Annotated in this window: 21 protein-coding genes; 1 reads left to right on the top strand and 20 read right to left on the bottom strand. The window is 59.8% G+C overall.

Features of this window, described 5'->3' with window-relative positions; genetic code table 11:
* Nucleotides 1-92: 92 nt before the first annotated feature.
* The 9 genes from galE to rsmI form a co-directional block, all read right to left on the bottom strand.
* Nucleotides 93-1070, bottom strand: coding sequence for a UDP-glucose 4-epimerase GalE (gene galE / locus HY795_12720; protein ID MBI4806090.1), 978 nt, complete (start codon nt 1068-1070; stop codon nt 93-95).
* The gene (locus tag HY795_12715) at nt 1067-2866 is read right to left on the bottom strand and encodes a hypothetical protein (protein MBI4806089.1); all 1800 of its coding nucleotides are present in this window, start codon (nt 2864-2866) and stop codon (nt 1067-1069) included. Before HY795_12715 ends, galE begins: the two co-directional genes overlap by 4 nt.
* A gap of 192 nt (nt 2867-3058) precedes the next feature.
* Nucleotides 3059-4240 carry a glycosyltransferase family 1 protein gene (locus HY795_12710; protein ID MBI4806088.1) on the bottom strand — a complete coding sequence of 394 codons (1182 nt, stop codon included), beginning with the start codon at nt 4238-4240 and terminating at the stop codon, nt 3059-3061.
* A gap of 5 nt (nt 4241-4245) precedes the next feature.
* Complete coding sequence (locus HY795_12705) at nt 4246-4944, bottom strand: hypothetical protein (protein ID MBI4806087.1); 699 nt, start codon at nt 4942-4944, stop codon at nt 4246-4248.
* Between the two features lie 137 nt (nt 4945-5081).
* A complete protein-coding gene (locus HY795_12700) occupies nt 5082-6896 on the bottom strand; it encodes an ABC transporter ATP-binding protein (GenBank protein MBI4806086.1) in 1815 nt (604 codons plus the stop codon).
* A gap of 100 nt (nt 6897-6996) precedes the next feature.
* Complete coding sequence (locus tag HY795_12695) at nt 6997-9774, bottom strand: glycosyltransferase (GenBank protein ID MBI4806085.1); 2778 nt, start codon at nt 9772-9774, stop codon at nt 6997-6999.
* Between the two features lie 255 nt (nt 9775-10029).
* The gene (locus HY795_12690; GenBank protein ID MBI4806084.1) at nt 10030-10377 is read right to left on the bottom strand and encodes an Hpt domain-containing protein; all 348 of its coding nucleotides are present in this window, start codon (nt 10375-10377) and stop codon (nt 10030-10032) included.
* A 42-nt stretch (nt 10378-10419) separates the two neighbouring features.
* Nucleotides 10420-11919, bottom strand: a complete 1500-nt coding sequence (locus tag HY795_12685) for a PAS domain-containing protein (protein ID MBI4806083.1) — start codon at nt 11917-11919, stop codon at nt 10420-10422.
* Nucleotides 11912-12760 (bottom strand): 16S rRNA (cytidine(1402)-2'-O)-methyltransferase, encoded by an 849-nt coding sequence (gene rsmI / locus HY795_12680; protein MBI4806082.1) that lies wholly within the window; start codon nt 12758-12760, stop codon nt 11912-11914. The genes HY795_12685 and rsmI overlap by 8 nt, the downstream gene beginning before the upstream one ends.
* 79 nt (nt 12761-12839) lie before the next feature.
* On the opposite strand from rsmI, the gene HY795_12675 reads away from it, so the two are divergent.
* Nucleotides 12840-13043, top strand: a complete 204-nt coding sequence (locus tag HY795_12675) for a hypothetical protein (protein ID MBI4806081.1) — start codon at nt 12840-12842, stop codon at nt 13041-13043.
* Nucleotides 13044-13052: 9 nt separating this feature from the next.
* Here HY795_12675 and HY795_12670 read toward each other — a convergent pair whose 3' ends face one another.
* The 11 genes from HY795_12670 to HY795_12620 form a co-directional block, all read right to left on the bottom strand.
* Nucleotides 13053-13457, bottom strand: coding sequence for a YraN family protein (locus HY795_12670; GenBank protein ID MBI4806080.1), 405 nt, complete (start codon nt 13455-13457; stop codon nt 13053-13055).
* Nucleotides 13458-13500: 43 nt separating this feature from the next.
* Nucleotides 13501-14109, bottom strand: a complete 609-nt coding sequence (locus HY795_12665; protein MBI4806079.1) for a ribonuclease HII — start codon at nt 14107-14109, stop codon at nt 13501-13503.
* 126 nt (nt 14110-14235) lie between these two features.
* The gene (locus HY795_12660; GenBank protein ID MBI4806078.1) at nt 14236-14436 is read right to left on the bottom strand and encodes a hypothetical protein; all 201 of its coding nucleotides are present in this window, start codon (nt 14434-14436) and stop codon (nt 14236-14238) included.
* Between the two features lie 111 nt (nt 14437-14547).
* Nucleotides 14548-14901, bottom strand: coding sequence for a 50S ribosomal protein L19 (gene rplS / locus HY795_12655; GenBank protein ID MBI4806077.1), 354 nt, complete (start codon nt 14899-14901; stop codon nt 14548-14550).
* A gap of 35 nt (nt 14902-14936) precedes the next feature.
* On the bottom strand, nt 14937-16214 hold the full coding sequence (gene trmD, locus HY795_12650; GenBank protein MBI4806076.1) for a tRNA (guanosine(37)-N1)-methyltransferase TrmD: 1278 nt from the start codon (nt 16212-16214) through the stop codon (nt 14937-14939).
* A gap of 3 nt (nt 16215-16217) precedes the next feature.
* The gene (locus tag HY795_12645) at nt 16218-17111 is read right to left on the bottom strand and encodes a restriction endonuclease (protein ID MBI4806075.1); all 894 of its coding nucleotides are present in this window, start codon (nt 17109-17111) and stop codon (nt 16218-16220) included.
* A gap of 83 nt (nt 17112-17194) precedes the next feature.
* The gene (gene rimM, locus HY795_12640) at nt 17195-17716 is read right to left on the bottom strand and encodes a ribosome maturation factor RimM (GenBank protein ID MBI4806074.1); all 522 of its coding nucleotides are present in this window, start codon (nt 17714-17716) and stop codon (nt 17195-17197) included.
* Nucleotides 17717-17734: 18 nt separating this feature from the next.
* Nucleotides 17735-17968 carry a KH domain-containing protein gene (locus HY795_12635; protein MBI4806073.1) on the bottom strand — a complete coding sequence of 78 codons (234 nt, stop codon included), beginning with the start codon at nt 17966-17968 and terminating at the stop codon, nt 17735-17737.
* Nucleotides 17969-18026: 58 nt separating this feature from the next.
* Entirely contained in the window at nt 18027-18272 is a 246-nt protein-coding gene (gene rpsP / locus HY795_12630; GenBank protein ID MBI4806072.1) for a 30S ribosomal protein S16, read from the bottom strand.
* Nucleotides 18273-18433: 161 nt separating this feature from the next.
* Complete coding sequence (gene ffh, locus HY795_12625; protein ID MBI4806071.1) at nt 18434-19894, bottom strand: signal recognition particle protein; 1461 nt, start codon at nt 19892-19894, stop codon at nt 18434-18436.
* A gap of 137 nt (nt 19895-20031) precedes the next feature.
* Nucleotides 20032-20802 carry a hypothetical protein gene (locus tag HY795_12620; protein ID MBI4806070.1) on the bottom strand — a complete coding sequence of 257 codons (771 nt, stop codon included), beginning with the start codon at nt 20800-20802 and terminating at the stop codon, nt 20032-20034.
* Between the last annotated feature and the right edge of the window lie 206 nt (nt 20803-21008).

Below are 21008 nucleotides of genomic sequence, written 5' to 3'. Positions count from 1 at the left end.
GCTTATCCGGCATGCCGGAAAAGCGGGCGCGAACAATATGGGATTCCAAAGGGACACTGTCCCTTTGGCCGCCGGAGGCTCTTCCCCGGCTTCTATTTATTCTTCTCGTGCCATTTCCAGGCCGTGCCCACGATGGTCTCGATGTCTCCGTACTGCGGCTTCCAGCCGAGCAGTTTGTAGGCCTTGTCCGCATAGGCGTAGAGGCCCGGCGGGTCGCCAGGGCGGCGCGGGCCTTCCTTCACCGGCGTCACCTTGCCGGAAACCTTTTCCACCGCGCGGATCACCTCGCGCACGGTCTGGCCGTTGCCGGTACCCAGGTTCACCACCAGGCTCTGGTCCTTGCTCTGCAGGTATTCCAGGGCCTGAATGTGGGCCACGGCCAAGTCGGCCACGTGGATATAATCCCGGATGCAGGTGCCGTCCGGGGTGTCGTAATCGGTTCCGAAGATCTCCACATGCCCGCGTCTGCCCTGGGTGGCCTTGATGACCAGCGGGATCAGGTGCGTCTCGGGATCGTGCTCCTCGCCGATCTCGCAGTCCGGGTCGGCCCCGGCCGCGTTGAAGTACCGGAGCGCGGCGTAGCGGACCCCGTAGGCCGTATCGAAATCGCTCAAGGTCTGCTCCATCATGAGCTTGGTCCAGCCGTAGGGGTTGATGGGCTTCTGCGGATGGTCCTCGCGAAGCGGCAACTCGTTCGGCACGCCGTAGGTGGCGCAGGTGCTGGAAAACACGATGTTCTTGCACTTGGCCCGGCGCATGGCCGAAAGCAGCGAGAGCGTGCCCATGACGTTGTTGCGATAGTACTTCTCGGGGTCGGCCACGGATTCACCCACATAGGCGAAGGCTGCAAAATGCAGCACGGCCTGGGGCTCGTACTTCTTGAACACCGTGTCCAGCATCTCGCCGTCCAGGATGTCGCCCTTAATGAGCGGCCCCCATTTCACGGCCCATTCGTGGCCGTAGACCATATTGTCGAACGTGATGGGCTGATACCCGGCCTGCTTCAGGGCCTTGCAGGTGTGCGAGCCTATGTAGCCCGCTCCGCCCGTCACCAGGATATTGCCTTTCATTGCGCTGCTCCCGCGTTGTCCACGGCCTGCCCGAGCACAACGGTGCGCGGTCCCAGGGCCATGGTCAGTTCACGATAGAAGTTGGTCACCTCGATGCTTAGCCGAATGTCCTGCCCGGGCTTGAGTTCCGTCACTCCCATGAGCCCAGCCGGGATGAGCCCCTCCACCTGGATATGCGGCAGGGGTTTGTCCAGGGCCTGCACCAAGCCTTTGTCCTCGATGCGCTCCACTGGCGCGCCGTTCTCGTAGCGCCAGATCTGGGGACGGAGTTCAAAGCGTCCAGGCCATACAGAATGCGGCCCAGGGGTTAGGTGCACCCCGAAGGTGCGCGGGCCTGCCCCGGCATCAAGGGTTATACGTATCTGGTAGGTCTCGGACAAGGGATACTCTCCGGAATAGTCCAGCAGGGCCAGATCCACATAGTTACCCGCGATGTTAAAGAAAGAAAGCCCTTCCGGCCCCCAGGCCAGATGCACGTCCCCGAAGGGGACGTAGGGTTTGGGCGTGCTGAAGCCCGTAAGCCGGGTGGACGCCTTGTCCGGCCAGTCCGTCAGGGTGCCGTCCGCCAGGTCTTTGGAAGCGGCAGTTCTCAGGATGACGGTTTGGATGTCTCCGTTGGACTTCTGGGTCCAGCGGCTGGCAGCGTGGATGGCTGGAATGCGGGGGTTGAGTTCCGAGAACGCCGAGGTGAGGAGTTCGTAGGGTTTGTTGTGGATGTCCACCAGGCCCATATTGAAGTCCTCGCCGTCGCTGCGCCCGCCCGTGGGTTCGTCGGTGTACTGGAACCAGTGCACGCCGGCCACGTTGGGAAAGGAAGCGAAGTTTCGCATGGCGGCCACGGCCCCCTTGGCGCGCTGTTCCTGAGTCTTCACATGCATCAGGTGGCCGTTGTTCACGTTGCCGCTGCGGTTCTCGTCAGCCGCGAAGAAATATTCCGAGATGAGCACGGGCGCATCGGACAGATCGCGCAGGCCCTCGAAGTAATACGGGGCTACCCAGCCGTCCTCTCCGTCCACGTTGTAGTTGGTGGAGAGCACGTCCACGAATCCCTTCTGGGCCAGCACCGCGTCCTGGTTGTAGTAAAGGGGCAGCCTGTCCCCCACCACCAGGGCCTTGGGGTCGGCCTTGCGCATGGCGTTGAAGGCCAGCTCATAGTAGCGCTTGGCGATCTGGTAGGTGTACTTGCCGATCACCCTGATGCCCTGGCCACCCGGGCGCAATTTGAGCGCGGCTCCGGTTTCCTTGAGCTTCTCGAAGGAGTCCAGCTCGCCTGCGGGGACGAAATCCTTGAGCAGCCGGTCCCACTTGCCTTCGTAGTGGTCGTAGAGCAGCTGCCAGAGCACCCGTTTGGAGGAAAACGCCCACCCCCGCTCCAAGTGCCACAAAAAGAGCGGAGAGTTCCACCAGCCCACTTCGTTGTCCGTGAAATAGCCCAGGATGCGCGGGTTGGCCTTGTATTTGGCCGTTATCGTACGCGCGATCTCGTCGGCAGCGTCCTGCATGGAGGGATCGAATATGTCGTACCAATGGAGCTTGGAATTGCGACCCAGGTCGATCTCCGGAATCACCGGGAAACTCATGACAGGCGAAACGTCGGACCAGCCGCCGGCGGTGTTGAACCCCCAGGTTGTGAGCCTGGACTGGGTGTCCTGGCCCCAGGCATCCAGATTGGGGTAGAAGCGCCCCCAGTAGTAGGCATGGGCCTTTTGCGCCTTCTCGTCATTGGTGGAGCCGCTGGTGTTGTTCACGCCGAGCGAGAAGAACTTGGTACCATCGGGCGTGATGAGCCAGCGCACGCCGTTCTGCTCAGCGGTGGACCAGCCCCGGGCCATGGCTAGCGACGGGAGAAATGAAAGAAGTAAGACGAGGGGGAGGAGAAGCCTCCGGCGGCCAGAAAAGGCTCCGCCCTCTCTGGACTCTCCCGACAGGGGGATGATCCCCCTGGACCCTACAAATATTGCTAAAGCCGTCACTGCGGAACCAATCCTTTATTCAGTGGCCTCTTTGAGAAGCTTCGAAAGCACCTTGTCCGAATCGAACCACTCCTTGGCAAAGGCTTTCGCGGCCTTGGAATGCTTCTGCCAATCCGAACGGACCGACTCGATCCCGGCCAAAGCCTCGTCCTCGGTAGTGAAGGCCAGAACCCCTTCGCCCACGGGCATGAACTCCGAAAAACCGGTGTCCTGCACCACACAGGGCCGCCCCGCCGCCAGGTAACAGCTGCTCCGGCAGGAGAACCAGCCGCTGCGCGAAGCCACATAGGCGTTCTTGGCCATGGAGAACTCGGCGAAGCTGTCCCAGATGTAGTCGCGGTAGAGCCACGGCGTGGTGGACTTGGCGAAGCCGTCTTCAAGCTTCCAGCCCTTGGCGGAAAGCTCCTCGCGCGGCGGCCTGCCCTGGCCCAGGGCCAGCTCCAGGGTGGCGCTGGTCTTTTGCGGCAAGTCGATGAACCGCATGAACTCCATGTTCTTGCCGCCGTACTGCACGCCCTCTATCACCGGTCCGGATTCCTTGGGCTGCCAGGAGAGCACGGTGGTGAAGGCCTCGCCCGCTGGTTTTCTCGGCGTGTCCCAGCTTTCGAGCACCATGGGCTGGCGCGTGGAGCGCCAATCGAAAACGCCCTTGGGGATGCGGCAGCCCGGTTTGCCGAAGTTCTCGGCAAAGCTGAAGAAGCGGTTGTGCATCTTCATGTGCTCGATGTTCTTGACGTCCTTTTCCGAAGCCGTGCCAGCCAGGTAATCCGGAATGCCCGCCTGGGTGTACATGGGGTCGGAATCGATGAGCACCTTCACCGGGATGGACTGGTATTCCTCGCGCAGCCACAGCGTGGTGGAGATGTTGAACACCACGTCGGCACGGCGGACAACGTCCGCCAGTTGTTCCTTGCTCAGCCCGTGAAAATGGTCTCCGGGATCACGCACGCAGAAGCGTTTGGCTAAACCGGGGTCGAGCGCCGTGAGGTACTCCGTCAGGTACTTGATGTGGTATGAGTAGTCTTCCGTGAAGGTGACGTTGAACGGGTCGTAGGCCCACCCGCCCGTGTCCTCCAGGTAGTAGACGTCGTGCCCCAGCTTGTAGAAGCCGTGCAGGTACTGGATGTAGTCCCAGGCCACCCCGCCCAGAGGGTAGGTGCAGGCCAGACCAGAGACGATGATGGTGCGTTTCTTCATTGTGCTTACGGCCTCCGGTGGGGCTTGGCTGGCTTGAATGGCTTAATGTTGAAGTCGGAGTCCACTTCCAGATACAATTCTGAGCTTGTACCCATATACTGGGCCACTGCAGCGGCGATGTAGGGCATGGCCTTTCCCATGTCGCTGGTGGGCCCTTTGCTGGCTACCCGGATAGTCCACACCGTGCTCTTGGAGCCTCCCGCCTTGTAGCGGGCCATGTCCACCGCCTCCACCAGCACTTCCCGGGTGTACTCCGAAAGGAACAGTTGCTGCGGGGCTATGCCGGGCGTTCTGGGGCGGAAGTTGTCGAAGGGGGCGCGGCTGTCTTCCACCACGCGGTAGGCCAGATAGATGCCCAGGTCGGCCTGATCGAGCCCGGCGGCACGGACGTAGCCCTTGGCTTCCAGGGCCTTGGCCAGTACTTCGGCCGCACTGTTGAACTGCTCAGTTTCCTTCGGTTTGACCTCCATGATGCCCTGGAGCACCACGAAGCGTTTTTCGTAGGGAACATGCTCGGCATAGGCGTCCAGGTGCATGGTGTACTTGGCCCCGCCCGCCGTTCCGCAGCCGGTAAGCACTGCCGACAAGCAGGCAAGAAGCAGAACCAACCCTGTCCTGGCAGCAAAGCCACCCATGCCGGTTGGAGAGTTCCAACCGCGCGGCAGAGTCCTGCTGATCGAGGTATGGCTAATGGAGTGGTTCATGGCGCTCCCCTGGTTGCAGGCGGGCCGTCTGCCTGCTGGCAGACGAATACGGGAAGGATCTCGCCTCGCATCCCCGCAGGCCACCGGCATCAGAACCGGAGTATTCCAGAGTGTGGAGGGTGTTCACCACGGCTGGGTTACGGAGCTTCCTCGGTGGGCACCAAGGGCTTTTTCCCACGTTCCTTGAGCGGTGCGAACTGGAGCGAGTGCAGCCTGGCGAATTCGCCTCCCCGGTCCAGAAGTTCCTGGAAGGTGCCCATCTCCTGGATGGTTTTGTCCTTGACCACCAGGATCAGGTCGGCCCGGCGCATCATGGACAGGCGGTGCGCGATGACAAAGGTGGTCCGGTTCTGCATGAGCCGGTCCAGGCTCTCCATGATGAGCGCCTCGGTCCCGGCATCCAGAGCGGAGGTGGGTTCGTCCAGAATGAGCAGCGGCGCGTTCTTGAGAAGAGCCCTGGCAATGGCCAGGCGCTGGCGCTGCCCGCCGGACAGGTTGGAGCCGCGCTCGTCAAGCTTGGTATCGTAGCCTTCGGGCATGGCCGTGATGAACTCGTCGGCATTGGCCATTTTGGCCGCCTGGATCACTTCCTCGCGGGTGGCGGTCTTTTTGCCGTAGGAGATGTTGTCGTGCACGCTCATGGGGAAGAGGTGCGTATCCTGAAGCACTATGGCCACCTGCTGGCGCAGGCTTTTGAGCTGAACGGTCTTCAGGTCCTGGCCGTCGATGGTGATGGAGCCCTTCTGCGGATCGTAGAAACGCAAGAGAAGGCTTATGAGCGAGGTCTTGCCCGCGCCGGTCTGCCCAACCACGGCAACGGTGGAGCCGCCGGGGCAGGAGAACGTGACGTTGTTGAGCACCGGACGCTCGGGGTCGTAGCCGAACGTCACGCCCTCAAAGGACACGGCCCCCTTGGCAATGGCCAGGGGCTTGGCGTCCGGCGCCTCAGGCACGGACTTGTCCTCGGCCAGGACGTCCAGGACGCGCCTGGCCTGGGCCAAGGAGCCCCGGATCGCGCCCATGGTGTTGGCGATGTTGTTCAGGGGAGTGTACAGCGAGGCCAGATATCCCAGGAAGATAAGAAGCTCGCCCGTGGTCAGGTCGCCTTCCAGCACGTGCAGCGCGCCAACGTAGAGCACGTAGGCGGTTCCGGCGGCGGTGATAGCCCCCACCACCCAGCCGTAGGCGGTCTGGAGCGAATAGAGCGAGAGTTTCCTGTCGAAGCTGTGCTGGCTCTCGGACACGAAGCGTTTGCGTTCCTCGTCCTCGCGGGCAAAGGCCTGCACCAGGGAGATGGAGTTGAAGATGTTCTCCACCGTGGAATAGACCTGCGATTCCTTCATGTGGGTTTCGTAGGTCAGGTTGCCGATCTTCTTGGTGACGGCCGAAATGGCCAGGATAAGAAGCGGCACCACGGCCATGGCGTAGAGCGTGAGCTCCCAGTCGATTCCAAGGAGCACCACGAACATACCGGCCAAGAGAACCACGCTGGTCAGGGTGGTGAACACCCCGTTCATGAGAAGCGTCTGCACCGAGTAGGTGTCGCCCATGAGCCTGTAGAGCAGGTCGCCGGTGGGGCGGGTCTGGTGGAACAAGAGGGACTGGCGCTGCAGATGGTCGAAGAGCTCGCAGCGGAAATCCTGGACCATGTCCTGGCCCATCTTGATGGTCAGGTAGTTGTTGGTCAGCTGCACGAAGCCGGTAAGGAAGTGGATGGCCACCAGAGAGCCCGCCACTATGGCCAGCTGCACCGCGGAGGACACGGCGTCCGTGGAGATCGTGAAGCCCCAGAACTGCAGTGGCTGGTGCGCGATGACCTGGTCCACGGCAAGTTTGAGCGGCCACGGCTTAAGCAGCTCCAGAGCGCTCTGCACGCCCACCAGGGCCAGGCAGAACAGGAACAGCGCCATGTAGGGCCGCAGGTATCCAAGCAATTTCAGGAAAACGGCCATGTTCGTATGGGGATGAAGGTGTTCGACCGCGTTCGGGCCGAAGAGGCACATACCTCTTCGGCCCGGGCAGGGTCATACGCGAGTGCGTTTATGATGTCATCTACTGAAGCGGAGCTTCCAGGCTCACTCTGGAGGTTTTGCCCTCCTCGCGCTCCATGGCGGTTTCTTCCACGGTAAGGGTCTCGGCAACCACCAGTTCCTTCACGGCCACGGCTTCATCCTTGGGGTCAACCTGAGCTGCGGCTTCGGCCTTCTTGGGGCTTTCTGGTTCGCTGAGCGAGCAGCCGCGCTTGCAGGTCATCAGATGCTGGGAGAGCTTGGTGACCATGGACGCCGCGCTGGACATGCCCTTGGCGGTCCAGAGCATGGAGATCAGGGCCAGGCCGCCGCAGACCGCCGCCGGGATCATGGCCTTGAAGGCCAGGCAGCCAAGTCCGGCCACAAGGCAGATTCCGGTCAGGGCGTAGGCGAAGCCTGTGGGGGCGATGGACCCGGCCAGGCGCACGAAGCGCTTTTCCCCGCCGTGGTGTTCCACGGTGGCGCGAAGCTTCATGGCGGTCATGATCCCGGGCTGCACGAGCAGGTCCCACGGGGTGGAGTTGGACGCGGCATAGCCCGAGTCGGTGGAATGGCCGACGTTCAAGGTGCGCAGCACGCGCAGGATGTGGTCCAGCACGTCCTCGCGCTCGAGCGAGGCGTTGTTCCAGAAGAAGCGGTGGAACTTGAGACCGCGGCGGAAGATGGACGCGGTGTCCTTCACCTTCTGCCAGATGGTGTACTTGGGCAGGTTAGCCTCTTCGGGCAGCCCCAGAACAGCCATGCTCCGGCGTCCCAAGCCCTTGCGGCTGGCGCGGCGCAGGTCCATGAGCGTCTGGTAGCGGGCCTTGCCGCGAATCCAGGGCTGGGCCAGGGTCAACAGGGCGATGATCAGCCTTGAGAGGAAGTTGTCGTGCCCCTTGGGCAGCTTGGCCTGGGCGGCGCGGTAGCCCACGAAGGTGAATGTGGTGAGCATCATGACCGCGCCCACGGCGAACAGGGGCGCGAAGGCGAAGCCAGCGCCCAGGGCCGCGAATGCGGCCAGCATCCACTCGAAGCTTAGCGGCAGATAGGCGGTCAGGCTGCCCTTGGGCTCGTACAGGGTCTGGAACAGGCCGGAACCGAACACGCCGTGGTAGATCACCGGGCGGGTGGAGAGAAGCGCTCCGGAGATGTCGCCGTAGATGCGGCCGGCCCAGCGGGAGTTGCCCAGCACGTTGAAGCGCTGGGGATGCTTGGGCATCAGCAGCGCTTCGGCGCGGCCGTAGCCCTTCTGCTGCTTCAAATAGGCCTTCACGGTGTTGCGGCGGTGGTGCCAGACCATCATGCCAGCATGGAAGCCGATGGTGTGGCCCATGTCCATGAGCCTCCAGCAGAGGTCCACGTCGTCGCCCGCGGCGCGGTAGGTGGCATCGAAGCCGCCGGTGGCCAGGAGGTGTTCCTTGCGGTAGGCCATGTTGCAGCCCGGGATGTGCTCGGCGATCTCGTCGGTGATGAGCACATGGGTGGGCGCGCCAGGGGACACGGCCACGCAGGCGGCGGTGCGGTTGTCCTCGGGCGGGGGCAGGTTGGGGCCGCCGATGGCCGCGAAGCGGTTGTCCTGGAAGGCCCAGGCCATGTAGGTCAGCCAGTGGGGATCCACGTAGCAGTCGGAGTCGGTATAGGCCACGATCTCGCCCTTGGCCGCGTACATGCCCACGTTGCGGGCGGCGCTAAGGCCCAGGTTGGGCTGGTGGATCACGTGGATGAAGGGGAACTTGGCGGCGTACTTGTCGCTTATCTCGCCGGTCTTGTCCGTGGAGCCGTCGTCCACCACGATCACTTCAAAATTGGGGTATTCCACGTGCTGGAAGCTGGCCAGGCAGCCTTCCATGGTGGAGTCGGCGTTGTAGGCGCAGACCACCACGGAGATCATGGGCTGATGGGCCGGCAGCGGGGGCAGCGGGTTGGCGTAGGCGCGGCCAACGGCCTCGAAGGCGGCCTTGGGTTTGCGATCGGCGTCGACGATGCCGAACTTCCAGTCCTCGATCAGGTTGCCGCCGGTGAACCACTCGTCGGTCCAGGCGAAGACCATGGTGCCGGACACGCCTTCCTCGAAGGAGGCGCGCACCTGCCAATCAAGGAAGTCCGCCTGGGCGGCCTCGCCGTGACGCAGGCTGTCCATGCCGAACTCGGAGAGCACCAGCGGGATGTCACAGGCCACGTTCTGCAGGCGCTTCACGTAGGCGCGGAAGCTCTTTTCCTCGTGCAGGTACACGTTGAAGCACAAAAAATCGAGGAAGGGCAGCTTCAGGTATTCAGTGGACGGATAGTTGGCGTAGGTCACCAGGCCCGAAGGGTCTTCCTGGCGCACGATGGAAGCGAGCTTGGCCAAGAACTTCTCCACCTTCTTGGCTCCGCTCCAGCGCACGATGTGGCTGGGGATCTCGTTGCCGATAAGGTAGGCCAAAAGAGCCGGGTGCCCGGCGCAGGCGCGGGCGGCCTGGCGCATGGTGTCCTTGATGGATTCCTTCACTTCCCACTGGTCCAGAAAGCACAGGTGCTGGGGCCAGGGAATGCCTACCATCACGTGGATGCCGCAGCGGGCCGCAGTGTCCAGGAACCACTTGGGCGGGACGTAGTACACGCGGATGGTGTTCACGCCGATGGAGCGCATCAGGCGGAAATCCTCAGCCACGCGCTCGGGCTCGGGCAGGGGCTCCCCGTTCTCGTTCTCGGGGAACGGACCGTAGGTTACGCCCTTGATGAAGAATTTCTTGTCGCCAAGAAACAGGAAGCGTCCATGCACGCGAGGACGTTCGAAGATGCTTTGACCGGCAGCGCCGCCTTCCAACTGGAACATGGTATCCTCACCCTTTCCGGCGTTATTTCGCCGGGATATCGCGGAATTGGCCTCCCGGGGCCGGACGCGGCCGGTTTACCGGGGTTGGCGCATCTGCATGCGCGAGGAGCCGAAAGCAAAGGGTATGCCAGGGGGCGAGGAGTCTGGGAGGCCAAGCCAGGGGGGATTGTGAAATTTAAAACACGAGGCGGTTACGAAAATTGCGCACGAACCGGTTACGATAATTTCCCTTGACGGATCCGAGCTTACCGGCACCTAAACACTCGGCAACAATTTTACCATATATTCTGAAGTATTATCCAGCAGCCCGAGGACCTGGGGGACAAGAACACGGACTTTGTCCGCATCGTTGTCCCGGGCGGCATGTTCGAGGTCGTAGCAAGCCTGGCGAAGGGGTTCCGCCAGGAGGGTGCCGCTGGCCCCCTTCAGAGCGTGCGCCAACATGACTAAAGCGTCTCTGTTTTCCGTAATCAGGGCTTTTTCGAACTTCACCCGCCGGACAGGGGCTTCCTCCACGAAAATGGAAAAAACCTCTTTGATAAGATCCCTGTCCCCTTCCATACGTTCCAGAAGCTTATTCAAATCCACGAGAAGTTGTTCCATGATCAATCATGTACATACTCCCCTGCGCAAAAGCAATGCGTTTCACGCTCCGGGAACAGCCAGAGCAGGCGGAAGCCGCAAAGTGACCTGAGTCCCCTGCCCTTCCCGGCTGGCGATCTCCACCTGCCCTCCCCAATCCTCCACTGCCTTGCGGATAAGGGCCAGCGCCAGGCCGTACCCTTTACCCTTGGTCGTGGAAAATGGGCTGAAGGCTCTCTCCATCACCTCTTTGGACATCCCCTTGCCCGTATCGCGCACGCTCAGGGCAATCATGGGGGCAGCCATCTTCACGCTCACCTCCACGAGCCCCAGGCCCTCCGTGGCTTCCACGGAGTTGGTTATAAGATGTATCAGGGCTCTTCGCAGAGTCTCCTCATGCGCCACTATCTTTGGGATTTCCTTATCGATGTCCATGGATATGCGTACGCCCTTGGGCATGAAACCCGACTCCATGACCGCCACGGCATCACGCACCACCGCCACGGCGTCCACCTCGCCGGGGTTTTCCGAGCCAGGCCGCGAAAAGCCGATCATCTCTTTGAGGATGGTGTCCAGCTTGGCGGTTTCCTCCAGGATGATACGGACCTTTTCCCGTTCGCGATCCGTAAGGTTCGGGGATTTGAGCAGGGAGTTGGTGAAGCCTCCGATGGCGAAAAGGGGGTTTCGGATTTCATGGGCCATGTAGGCGCTCAAACGTTCGACAACTCCGATCTTCTCGCTCTGCTGGGCACGTTTCTCGCTCTCGGTGCGCGACGTGATGTCGCGGCGCATGATCATGACGTGGCTGATTTTCCTGTCAGCATTGAAAATGGGGTAAGCGTATTCCCGAAAATACAACAGACGCCCTTCCTTGCTGACGCGGGTTTCCAGGGACTCGGCCTTGTTCCCGGTTCTAAGCGCGGTGTAAAAGGGACAATCGCGGGTTTCGGGATGGCAAAAGGGCATGTCGTCCCGGATGGCCTGCACTTCCCAGCATGGTCTTCCCACCAGGTCGTCCTTCCCCTTTTGCCAGCGCAGGGCCACATTGCGGTTGCAATCCTCCACTTTGCCGAACTTGTCCAAAAGCAGGATGTCCTCAGGCACCTCGTCGATGATGGCCTGCAGGAGCACCCTCTGGTTGTCCAGGTTCACCTGGCAGCGGGCGGTGATGGTGGCGAATTTATTGAGGGCGCACAGGAAAAAGGAGGCGGTGTGGTCGATAAAGCTGACCTGGTCCGGAAGCGATGCGACTATCTGCTTTATTTTGTAACGCTTTCCGGCCAGTTCGATGAGCAGATTGATCTCGGGATGGGCGGCGAGCATCTCCAGGTAGCTGCCGTAGACCGGCATGCCGGCCACCCTGGGGTCCTTAAGCTTTTCCCTTTCCGGGCCGGGTTCGCAAACCGCCACCAGGGCCATGGGAGGGAGGAAGTCCCCTATGGCCGGATTGTGGATGATATCCAAAATGGAGAGAAAGCCCGGCCCGGTGCCCATGAGCCCCACCCGGAACTGCGTGTCTTCCATCTCCCAGAGGCAATACCCCTCGGGAAGTTGATCAGCCATGGCCCCCTCCCTGCCCCTTGAGAATCAAGTCGTAGAGTTCCTTGACCGAAACACCGCTCAGCTTGGCCGCCGCCCTGCGGGCCACATCCTTGGGTTTGCCGCCCGCGGCCAGTTCCTGGGCGAGCATCTGGGACACGTCGTCGTGGCCGGATACAGATTTTTCAAACGAGGGCCCCACAACCACGGTTATCTCACCCAGGAGTTCCATCTCGCTGCCCGCGAAATCCGAAAGCCGTCCCGGGATGAACTCTTCGTGGGTCTTGGTCAGTTCGCGGGCGACGGTGCATTCCCTGTCTCCCAGCACGTCCAGGGCAACAGCGAGGGATTTGCCGAGCCGGTCCTTTCGTTCGAAAAAAACCAGGGTGCAGCCCGCCAAAGCGAAGCGCGAGAACACCTGGCGGATATCACCGGATTTACGCGGAAGAAACCCCAGGAAGACGAACGGTTGGGGGGCAAGGCCGGAAGCGGACAGGGCGGCCATGATCGCCGATGGCCCAGGCACGGGCCGCACCTGATGCCCCGCCTCGCGGCAGGCCCGGATGAGAAGATAGCCGGGGTCGGAAAGAACGGGAGTGCCCGCGTCGGATATGAGCGCCGCCTCGCCGCCTTGGCCCAAATGCTCGAGCACCTGGGGGATACGCCCCTGCTCGTTATGGTCGTACAGGGACAGGAATCTGCCGGGGGCAAGGCCTTGCTGGGAAAAAAGCCTGGCGGCGCGCCGTGTATCCTCGCACAGGACCATGCCGGAGCTGGCAAGGACGTCTCGGGCCCTGGGGGAAAGGTCCCCGGGGTTGCCCAGTGGAGTGGCCACCACCCACAAGATGCCCGTGGCGTCGCTCATGGAAGCCCTATTCCATGACAGCCGGGCGAAAGCAAGGCCGGGCATTGACACACAATGTTCACGGGACTAGATGAAATATATGGCTGATCCAAGTTACAATGTCGGCACCAACGGCCCCATCTCCATGGCCAGGTCCCAAAGCCTGATCACCTTCGACACGCAGCAGGCGGCCATGGTCAATTTCGCCCAGAGCCCCGCTCCGCCCCCGGTCTCGGTGAACGCCTGGACCGGGCTCTACGATCAGTTCGAGAAGGGCCGGATCATCGGAAACGTGGTGATTTAGCCAAGCCCGTCACCAGGGCTGCCAGCCTTTGGCTCCCTTCCCCGCCTCGAATTCCACCTGAAACCCATCGGGATAGTGCTCGGCCAAGAGTCTTTCGCCTTGGCGGACCACGCTCACCACATCGAACCGGCACGGTTTGTCCCACAACCCATTCGCGGAAAGATAGTCCGCGCAGGCCTTGACGATGCGCGAGCGTTTTCGCCTGTCCACGGCCTCCGCTCCGCTTCCCAGGCTGTCCTGGGCGCGGGTCTTCACCTCAACGAACACGATCACGCCCTCATGGCGGCAGACAATGTCCACCTCCCCCAGGCGGCAGCGGTGGTTGCGGGCAAGGATGGTGTACCCCAGGGAGGAGAGGAGCTTAACGGCCTCGTCCTCGCCCTGGCGGCCAAGCGCAAGATGTTCGGCGGGCATGGGCGTTTTCTCCGGTTCTTCAGACGATTTGCCTGAATGCCCGTCAGATGCCAAGCAGGCTGCCCTGAACCTGGGCCTTGGATGGCTTTTCCGGCAGCACGCCCCTGAAGCTCAGTCGGTGCTGGCGGCAGGGCCCAAGCCGGATGATGGCGGCCAGGTGGTCGGCCGTGCCGTAACCCTTGTGCTCGCGCAGGCCGTAGCCCAAGTAACGCTTGTCCAGGCTCTCCATGAGCCGGTCGCGAAAGGTCTTGGCCAGGATGGAGGCCGCCGAGATTGCCGGAACCAGCGCATCCCCGCCCACCACGGCCTTCTGGGCCAGGGAGCCGGTTTGCAGAAGATGCGAGGGAATGATCTTGTCGCCGTCAATTTCAAGCGAGAGCGGATGAACCTTGAGCACGGCAACTGCCCTGGCCATGGCCCGGAAAGTGGCCTGAAGGATGTTGATGCGGTCGATGGTGGCGGGCCAGATTACGCCCAGGCCCCAGGCCACGGCCTGGCTTTTGATGGCGGGTTCGAGAACGGCGCGGCGCGGCGCTGTGAGCTTCTTGGAATCCGTGAGTCCGGGCAGGTCAAAAGAATCCGGCAGGATGACGGCTCCGGCCACCACAGGCCCGGCCAGGCAGCCACGCCCCGCCTCGTCCACTCCGGCCATCATGCCGGCCGTCCTGGCGGATGAGCGCCTGTTCCGCGGGAACTGCTCGCACGAATGTGCAAAGCGGCAGCAAGAAAGAGCGAATTCGATTTTGAAAACATCTTCATGGTTTTCAAAATCGCGAGCTTAGCCGTCCAGGCCGGGATCGAAAGCCAGGGAGAGTTCCGGCGCGCCCGAAGCCACCTCGCAATTCGGAGCTCCCACGCACTGCGGTTCACGCACGGCCTGGAGCTCTGCCCTGTAGGTCAAGGCTTCGCCATAGACAGGGTCCTTCAAGGGATCGGCAATGGGGTCGGAAACCGGCGGAGTGATTCCATAGGCGAACATGTTCGGCTCCTCGAAAAAGACCGGGGGAAAGCTTCGCCCATAAGCGCGCTCCCCCCCGGCCCCCCTGTGGAAATGCGTCCGGCCGGGGGCTGGCCGTAAAACAGGAAAACCTTAGTTGTTCCAGTCGTTCTTGGCCTTGATGCGCGAGGCCTTGCCCTTGAGCTTGCGCAGGTAATACAGGCGCGAACGGCGGACCTTGCCCTCGATGAGGACTTCGACGCGCTCGATGAAGGGCGAAAACATGGGGAAAATGCGCTCCACGCCAACGCCATCGGACACCTTGCGCACCGTGAAAGTGCTGTCGGTGCGGCCCTTGCGCAGCCTGAGCACCGCGCCCTGGAACACCTGGATGCGCTCCTTCTCGCCCTCGAGAATGCGGAAGTGCACCTTGACGGTGTCGCCGGGCTTGAACTTGGGCATATCCAGGCGGATGTGCTCGGATTCGATCTGACGGATGATGTCCATGGCCTATCTCCTTATGACTGGCTTCGCTGGGAAGCTCAAAAAATGTCTCCAAGTATGCGGTCCGTGAGGATCGCGGCGGCCGAACGCACCGAAAGGTGGTTGTAGCCGCCATAGGGCCTGACCGGGGCCACCTGGGCGTTCGTCAGGGCCAGAGCCTCTGGCGCGAGTCCTGATCCTGTTCCCAGAACCAGGATGGCCGGGCGTTCCCGCAGGGCTTCGCGAATCCGGGCCGGGGTCACGGCTCCGTCCGGTCTGGCGCTTGTTGCCAGAACCCAGGGGTCCTGTCCGGCTTCCTGCCTCACTCGGGCTATGGCGTCCTCAAGGGTCGCTTCCACCCGGACCTTCCCGAGAGCCTCGGCTCTGTCGGGATTGGCCTGCCCGCCCGCCCCCCCGGTCCAGTGACCGGTGAGCGTCGCGGCCAACGCGCGCTGGTCCTCCAGAGGAGTGACCACCGTGAATCCCGAGAGTCCATATGTTCGGGAAATGCGGGCTATATCGTGCAGGTCAAGGTTGGTCAAGGACACAGTGACGGTCTGGCCGAATTTATTGAGCACCGGTCCGTGAACAAGGGCTATGTGCAGGTTCCTGGCCAGGAGCGTGCGCGATTTTAAGGCCAGAAATTCGCGGTCTTTGGCGGTAAGCGGAGCCTCCGCGAGGAGTTCGGGGCGCCGGGCCAGGGTCTGGACCAGGGACTGCTCGCGCCTCCAGGTTCGGACCTTGGCGTGGTCTCCCCCCAGAAGAACGTCCGGAACGGCGAGCCCTTCGTAGACTTCTGGCCGTGTGTAGTGCGGGTATTCCAGGAGCCCGGCCGAAAAGCTCTCCTCGTCTCCCGATTCTTCCTTGCCCATGAAGCCGGGCAGCAGCCTGGCCACGGATTCGATCAAACACAGGGACGCGGATTCTCCGCCGGACAGAACGAAGTCCCCGGCGGAAACCAGTTCGATAGGGAAGAGGTCCAGGAGGCGTTCGTCTATTCCCTCGTACCGACCGCACAGGATGGTGAGCGACGGCTCGGCCGAGAGCTCGCGGGCGAAATTTTGGTCGAGCCTGCGGCCGCGCGGTGAGAGAAGAAGCATGCGCCCGGGGTTCTCGATGGAACGCAGGGCCTTGGCCAGCGGGTCCAGGGCCATGACCATGCCCGGCCCGCCGCCGTAGGGGCGGTCGTCCACGGATTTGTGTTTGTTGTCGGCAAAGTCCCGGGGGTTCACCAGCGCGAATTCGACCACGCCCTGCTGCCGGGCCTTGCCCAGAAGGCCGCAGTTCAGCGGTGAATCGAAGAATTCCGGAAAGAGAGAGAGAATGGTGAAGCGCATTGATTAAAAATTAAGCTGCAACAAGGTTAGCATCCGGTCACGCTCTCTCTTAGTTGTAACCCTGAGAACACGTTGAGCTACAGCAATCAAAATATCCCTATGCTCCTTCCATGCAGAATCCGTGTACTTATCATAGCCATCTCGCATCTCATTCATCACACCCAAGATATGCTGTAAAAACCTTCCGGGGATAAACAGATCCTGTAAGTCTATCCATCGTGTCATCAGTCCTTTTTCGAACAATTGATTTTCAAGATATGAATCACATGCCCTTCCTTTACAAGCGCAATAAACTTTTTCAATTATTTCACTATCTCTATTATATGCAAAAACTACATTTGCTGAGTATTCATTGTGAACTGACTTTTTTAATAAATCTTCTCCACAAATTTCACATAGCGCTGGAACATACTCATCAACAATATTATGAATAGGCTTAATAACACTGTATGACTCCGGGAAATACCTAAGTAACAACTTGCTATTACTATCCTCTATCAATTCTTTTTCAATCAACCTATGGTCATAAACTTTAAAAGACTTAATTTGGCCACTGTCGACCAACCGCTGGAGCCTTGTGTTTAACGCTGCACTTGGCAGTGTAGAATACATTCCTATAAAACAGTCTGCTCTAAAGGCCTTCATCCTCTCAAGGATGTTTTGCTCATCAGATTCTTTCACAGACTTACCTGAAAAAATATTGTGCTTGCAGCTGACCATAGTTAGCAACCTATGTACTGACGCCAAGCCAACAACTCTTTCAGATACGATAAAATCTTTCCCCCCATCAGCCCCGCGATCAGGAGAAGAAACAATATCAAAGCCCATGTCTGCCAGAAAATCTCTGGTAAACAATTCCCAAACTTCTGGAGAAGAAATTTCTTTGAAGTCAATCATGACCACTCCATCTGAAACAAGATTGGAGCACACGCGGGAAACAAAAGCTCGAAAGAGGGCAATCGAGACGAGTAAAGAGTATTTTACAGTTCCAGAAGCCCCGGAGGCGGCGCAATGACCACGCGCCGTAAGTCCATGTCTATCTCCGGCACAGTCTCCTCGTGGGCGGGCAGGAGTATCTCCTTGCCCTCGGGGGAGCGGATCACCCACAGGTCCTGGCCCGGTACGTCCAGGAATCCCTCCAGCACGCCTACCTTGGCTCCGTCCTCCAGCACCACGTCGAACCCGACGATCTCGTGCAGGTAGACCTCGCCTTCCGACAGTTCCGGCAGATCGTCAGCTGGCATCACCACTTCCATCCCTCTCAGGGCGTCGGCGGCGTCCCTGTCCGTCACGCCCTTGATGGTGAGAAGAAGCCTTCCCTGATGGGGACGGCAGGTCAGCACCTCCACGTAGCGTTCCGGCTTGCCGGGCGCACGAATTCCCAGACGCCTGCCCGGCGAATACAACGCAGGGGAGTCAGCATGGTTGACCACGCTGAACTCCCCCCGGATACCGTGGGGCTTCACCACCCCACCGATGACCACCAGCTTGGTTTGAGTCAATCCCAGGGCCTCCAGGCCCTATTCCAGGATTTCCAGCACCGAGCGCTTGCGCGCCTTGGTGGACGCCGCTCCCAGGATGGTGCGCATGGCCCTGGCCGTGCGCCCCTGCTTGCCGATCACCTTGCCCAGGTCCTCTTTGGCGACCTTGAGCTCGATAACCGACGTCTGCTCGCCCTCGATCTCCTTCACCTGCACGGCGTCGGGGTTATCGACAAGCGACCTGGCGACGTATTCTATCAGGTCTTTCAACATGTGGCGCCTCCGTGTGGTTCTCACGCTTCCCGGCGCCGCATCTGGCGAGACGCGGGAACTACTGCTTCACGCCGGCCTTGCGCAGCAGCGCCGCCACCGTATCGGTGGGCTTTGCGCCGCGCTCGATCCACTTGGCAACCTTTTCGGCGTCCACAGTGATCTCGGCAGGCTCGACCATCGGGTTGTAGTGCCCGACGTAGTCCAGCGCACGGCCATCGCGCCTGGTGGCGCTGTCCATGGCGACGATGCGGTAAAAGGGACGCTTCTTGGAACCCATTCTGGTAAGTCTCAGTTTCATAGCCATACTCAATTCACCCCCGATGAGGATATGTAACGTGTTTTCGTGTTCTGGCAAGTCCGCCCCTGTCCGGTCGGGACGATAGCGGACGCCGCCGTTAGCAGCCCATTGTAAAAGCCGATCTTGACAGCCTGTTCAAAAATCCAGCTGGCGCTTTTGAACGGCTGTTAGCGCTTCTTCTTTTTCTTGCGCTTGTCCTTTTTCTTCTTGGTGGGGCTGCCCTTGCCGGACATGGCGCCGGCCATTCCAGCCATTCCGCCCATGCCGGCCATCCCGGGCATTCCGCCCGGCATGCGCCCGCCCGGCATTCCGCCCATCTTGGGCATCTTGCCGCCACCCATCATGCGCTGCATCATCATGCGCATCTGCTCGAAATTCTTCAACAGAGCCGTCACGTCGCCCACCTGGGTGCCGGACCCCTTGGCGATGCGTTCCTTGCGGCTCTGGTTTATCACCTTGGGCTCAAGGCGCTCCTTCTTGGTCATGGAGCTTATTATGGCTTCCAGGCGGGCCATCTCTTTCTCAGGCATCTGGATTTCGCCCAGCTGCTTGGTGAGCTTGCCCATGCCCGGGATCATCTTCATGATGGACTCGATGGACCCAAGCTTCTTCACCCGGCGCATCTGGGTGCGGAAGTCGTCCAAGGTGAACTGGGCCTGGCGGAGCTTGCGCTCCATCTCCTGGGCCTCGCCCACGTCGAATTCTTCCTGGGCTTTTTCGATGAGCGAAAGGATGTCGCCCATGCCCAGAATGCGCGACGCGGCGCGGTCCGGGTGGAAGATCTCCAGGTCCGAGGCCTTTTCGCCAACGCCCACGAACTTGATGGGCTTGCCCGTGACTTCCTTGATGGAAAGGGCCGCGCCGCCACGGGCGTCACCGTCCATCTTGGTGAGTACGACGCCGGAAATATCCAACCGCGCGTTGAAGCTGTCGGCCACGGTCACGGCGTCCTGGCCGGTCATGGCGTCGGCCACGAAGAGGATTTCGTGGGGTCCCACGGCATCCTTGATGGCCTTGAGCTCCTCCATGAGGGGCTCGTCGATGTGCAGACGCCCGGCGGTGTCCAGGATGACCACATCGTGTCCGGCCTGGGCGGCCTTGTCCACCGCGTCGCGGCAGATGTCCACGGGCTTCATTTCCGTGGTGGACGGATAGGCCGGGAAATCGAGCTGCGCGGCCAGCTTGTGCAACTGGTCGATGGCCGCGGGACGGTACACGTCGGCAGGGACCAGATAGGGTTTGCGCTTGTGGTTGCGCCGCAGCCACAGGGCCAGCTTGGAGGTGGTGGTCGTCTTGCCCGAGCCCTGCAGGCCGACCATCATGATGATGAGCGGCTTGTGGCGGAAGTCCACGGTCTGGGCCTCGCCGCCCAGAAGCGCCAAGATCTCGTCGTGGACGATCTTGACCACCATCTGCCCGGGCGTGAGGGACTTCATCACGTCCTGGCCCAGGGCGCGTTCCTTCACGCGCTCGGTGAAGGCCTTGACCACCTTGAAGTTTACGTCAGCTTCCAGGAGGGCTAGGCGCACCTCGCGCAGGGCCTCCTGGATGTTGTCCTCATCCAGGCGGGCGTGGCCGCGTATCTTTTTGAATACCGACTCGAGGCGGTCTTGCAGGCTTTCGAACATGGTCCCTTCTTCAGGCTTTCTGGAAAAATAAAGCCCTCCCCCTTAGCCAGGGAGGGCTGTCAAGTCAAGGGGCAATGCCCCATCAAGCTCGAACGAGCATCGCCAATATAAACGGAGTATGCTCTTAGCCGCAAACTCTATCTCTTAAAGAAACCTTTCCTGAAGTATCCAAGATAGTTCTTGCTATCTAGTTGTGATATTCTCTCCTTCTCAATGTCTGGCGTAGTTTCGCCTTTTTTTAAAATAAAGTTCCTTTCACAGTTGACCAATTTGTTCAATATTGCGTCGAGAGACTTATTCTCACTGAAGATACATGCCGCATGCAACGCTATATATTTTTGTTCAATGTTTGTAATTTCGTTCACAATATATTTTATATCACTCATTAATGACCTATAAATTTTCATGAAAATAAACGTAGTAAACTGAGCAAACCCAAGCAATATTATTCTTGAATATATCTGCTGTGAAGACAAATCACCATCTTTAAAACTAACCATCGTCAAATACACCAACAAAAACAAGGTAACAAATATTACAAACACAGCCAACACAAGATTGACTACAGCATGCATAGTCAATGTTTTAAGATTATTTCTCAGCCTTGTCCTTGAAAACCGTACGCGGTCATACAACTCTTCGAATAGTAATACCGATCTTGATATTTTTTTCTTTTCTGTAGTATCGATAGAAAGTTCTTTGTAGCTTTTCAGCAGTCTTTCAAAGTATTTTGCATTTGATTCAGATGCTGAACTATCAGCATTTGAATCGTCACCCTTATTAATACTTTTTTGAATTCCCATTAAATATCGTAGCATAATTGCCGATACAGCGCTAATAGTTATCGCCAGCGCTGTGGCTTCAACAAATGCAGATTTTGAAATAAATTCTGAAATAGCATTCACCATCGGTAACCCCCTTAAAACTAAGGAGCTGAAATAATATCTATTTCTAGTATATATTGCCACATATATAAACGTGGCTATTGCCTTCGCTCCGCAATTTCCATACTTTATAGAAAGAATCTAGACTGTTGAGGAGGCTCGCCATGGCCAAACCTTACCACGATATGGACCTGATTACATTCCAGCGCCGGTTCGGAACCGAAAAGGCC

Source organism: Desulfovibrio sp., assembly GCA_016208105.1.
Taxonomy (GTDB): Bacteria; Desulfobacterota; Desulfovibrionia; order Desulfovibrionales; family Desulfovibrionaceae; genus Fundidesulfovibrio.
Note: the sequence above shows the minus strand (reverse complement) of the source record. Positions and strands in the feature narration are given on the sequence as shown.

Excerpts from the sequence above, each read along its gene's own strand:
- ffh (MBI4806071.1), bottom strand. The coding sequence starts at position 19,894 with ATGTTCGAAAGCCTGCAAGACCGCCTCGAGTCGGTATTCAAAAAGATA.
- HY795_12660 (MBI4806078.1), bottom strand. The coding sequence starts at position 14,436 with ATGTTCGCCTATGGAATCACTCCGCCGGTTTCCGACCCCATTGCCGAT.
- rplS (MBI4806077.1), bottom strand. The coding sequence starts at position 14,901 with ATGGACATCATCCGTCAGATCGAATCCGAGCACATCCGCCTGGATATG.
- HY795_12670 (MBI4806080.1), bottom strand. The coding sequence starts at position 13,457 with ATGCCCGCCGAACATCTTGCGCTTGGCCGCCAGGGCGAGGACGAGGCC.
- HY795_12705 (MBI4806087.1), bottom strand. The coding sequence starts at position 4,944 with ATGAACCACTCCATTAGCCATACCTCGATCAGCAGGACTCTGCCGCGC.
- HY795_12685 (MBI4806083.1), bottom strand. The coding sequence starts at position 11,919 with ATGGCTGATCAACTTCCCGAGGGGTATTGCCTCTGGGAGATGGAAGAC.
- HY795_12675 (MBI4806081.1), top strand. The coding sequence starts at position 12,840 with ATGGCTGATCCAAGTTACAATGTCGGCACCAACGGCCCCATCTCCATG.
- HY795_12690 (MBI4806084.1), bottom strand. The coding sequence starts at position 10,377 with ATGGAACAACTTCTCGTGGATTTGAATAAGCTTCTGGAACGTATGGAA.
- rsmI (MBI4806082.1), bottom strand. The coding sequence starts at position 12,760 with ATGAGCGACGCCACGGGCATCTTGTGGGTGGTGGCCACTCCACTGGGC.
- HY795_12645 (MBI4806075.1), bottom strand. The coding sequence starts at position 17,111 with ATGATTGACTTCAAAGAAATTTCTTCTCCAGAAGTTTGGGAATTGTTT.
- trmD (MBI4806076.1), bottom strand. The coding sequence starts at position 16,214 with ATGCGCTTCACCATTCTCTCTCTCTTTCCGGAATTCTTCGATTCACCG.
- HY795_12695 (MBI4806085.1), bottom strand. The coding sequence starts at position 9,774 with ATGTTCCAGTTGGAAGGCGGCGCTGCCGGTCAAAGCATCTTCGAACGT.
- HY795_12700 (MBI4806086.1), bottom strand. The coding sequence starts at position 6,896 with ATGGCCGTTTTCCTGAAATTGCTTGGATACCTGCGGCCCTACATGGCG.
- HY795_12620 (MBI4806070.1), bottom strand. The coding sequence starts at position 20,802 with ATGGTGAATGCTATTTCAGAATTTATTTCAAAATCTGCATTTGTTGAA.
- galE (MBI4806090.1), bottom strand. The coding sequence starts at position 1,070 with ATGAAAGGCAATATCCTGGTGACGGGCGGAGCGGGCTACATAGGCTCG.
- rpsP (MBI4806072.1), bottom strand. The coding sequence starts at position 18,272 with ATGGCTATGAAACTGAGACTTACCAGAATGGGTTCCAAGAAGCGTCCC.
- HY795_12710 (MBI4806088.1), bottom strand. The coding sequence starts at position 4,240 with ATGAAGAAACGCACCATCATCGTCTCTGGTCTGGCCTGCACCTACCCT.
- HY795_12665 (MBI4806079.1), bottom strand. The coding sequence starts at position 14,109 with ATGGCCGGAGTGGACGAGGCGGGGCGTGGCTGCCTGGCCGGGCCTGTG.
- HY795_12635 (MBI4806073.1), bottom strand. The coding sequence starts at position 17,968 with ATGTTGAAAGACCTGATAGAATACGTCGCCAGGTCGCTTGTCGATAAC.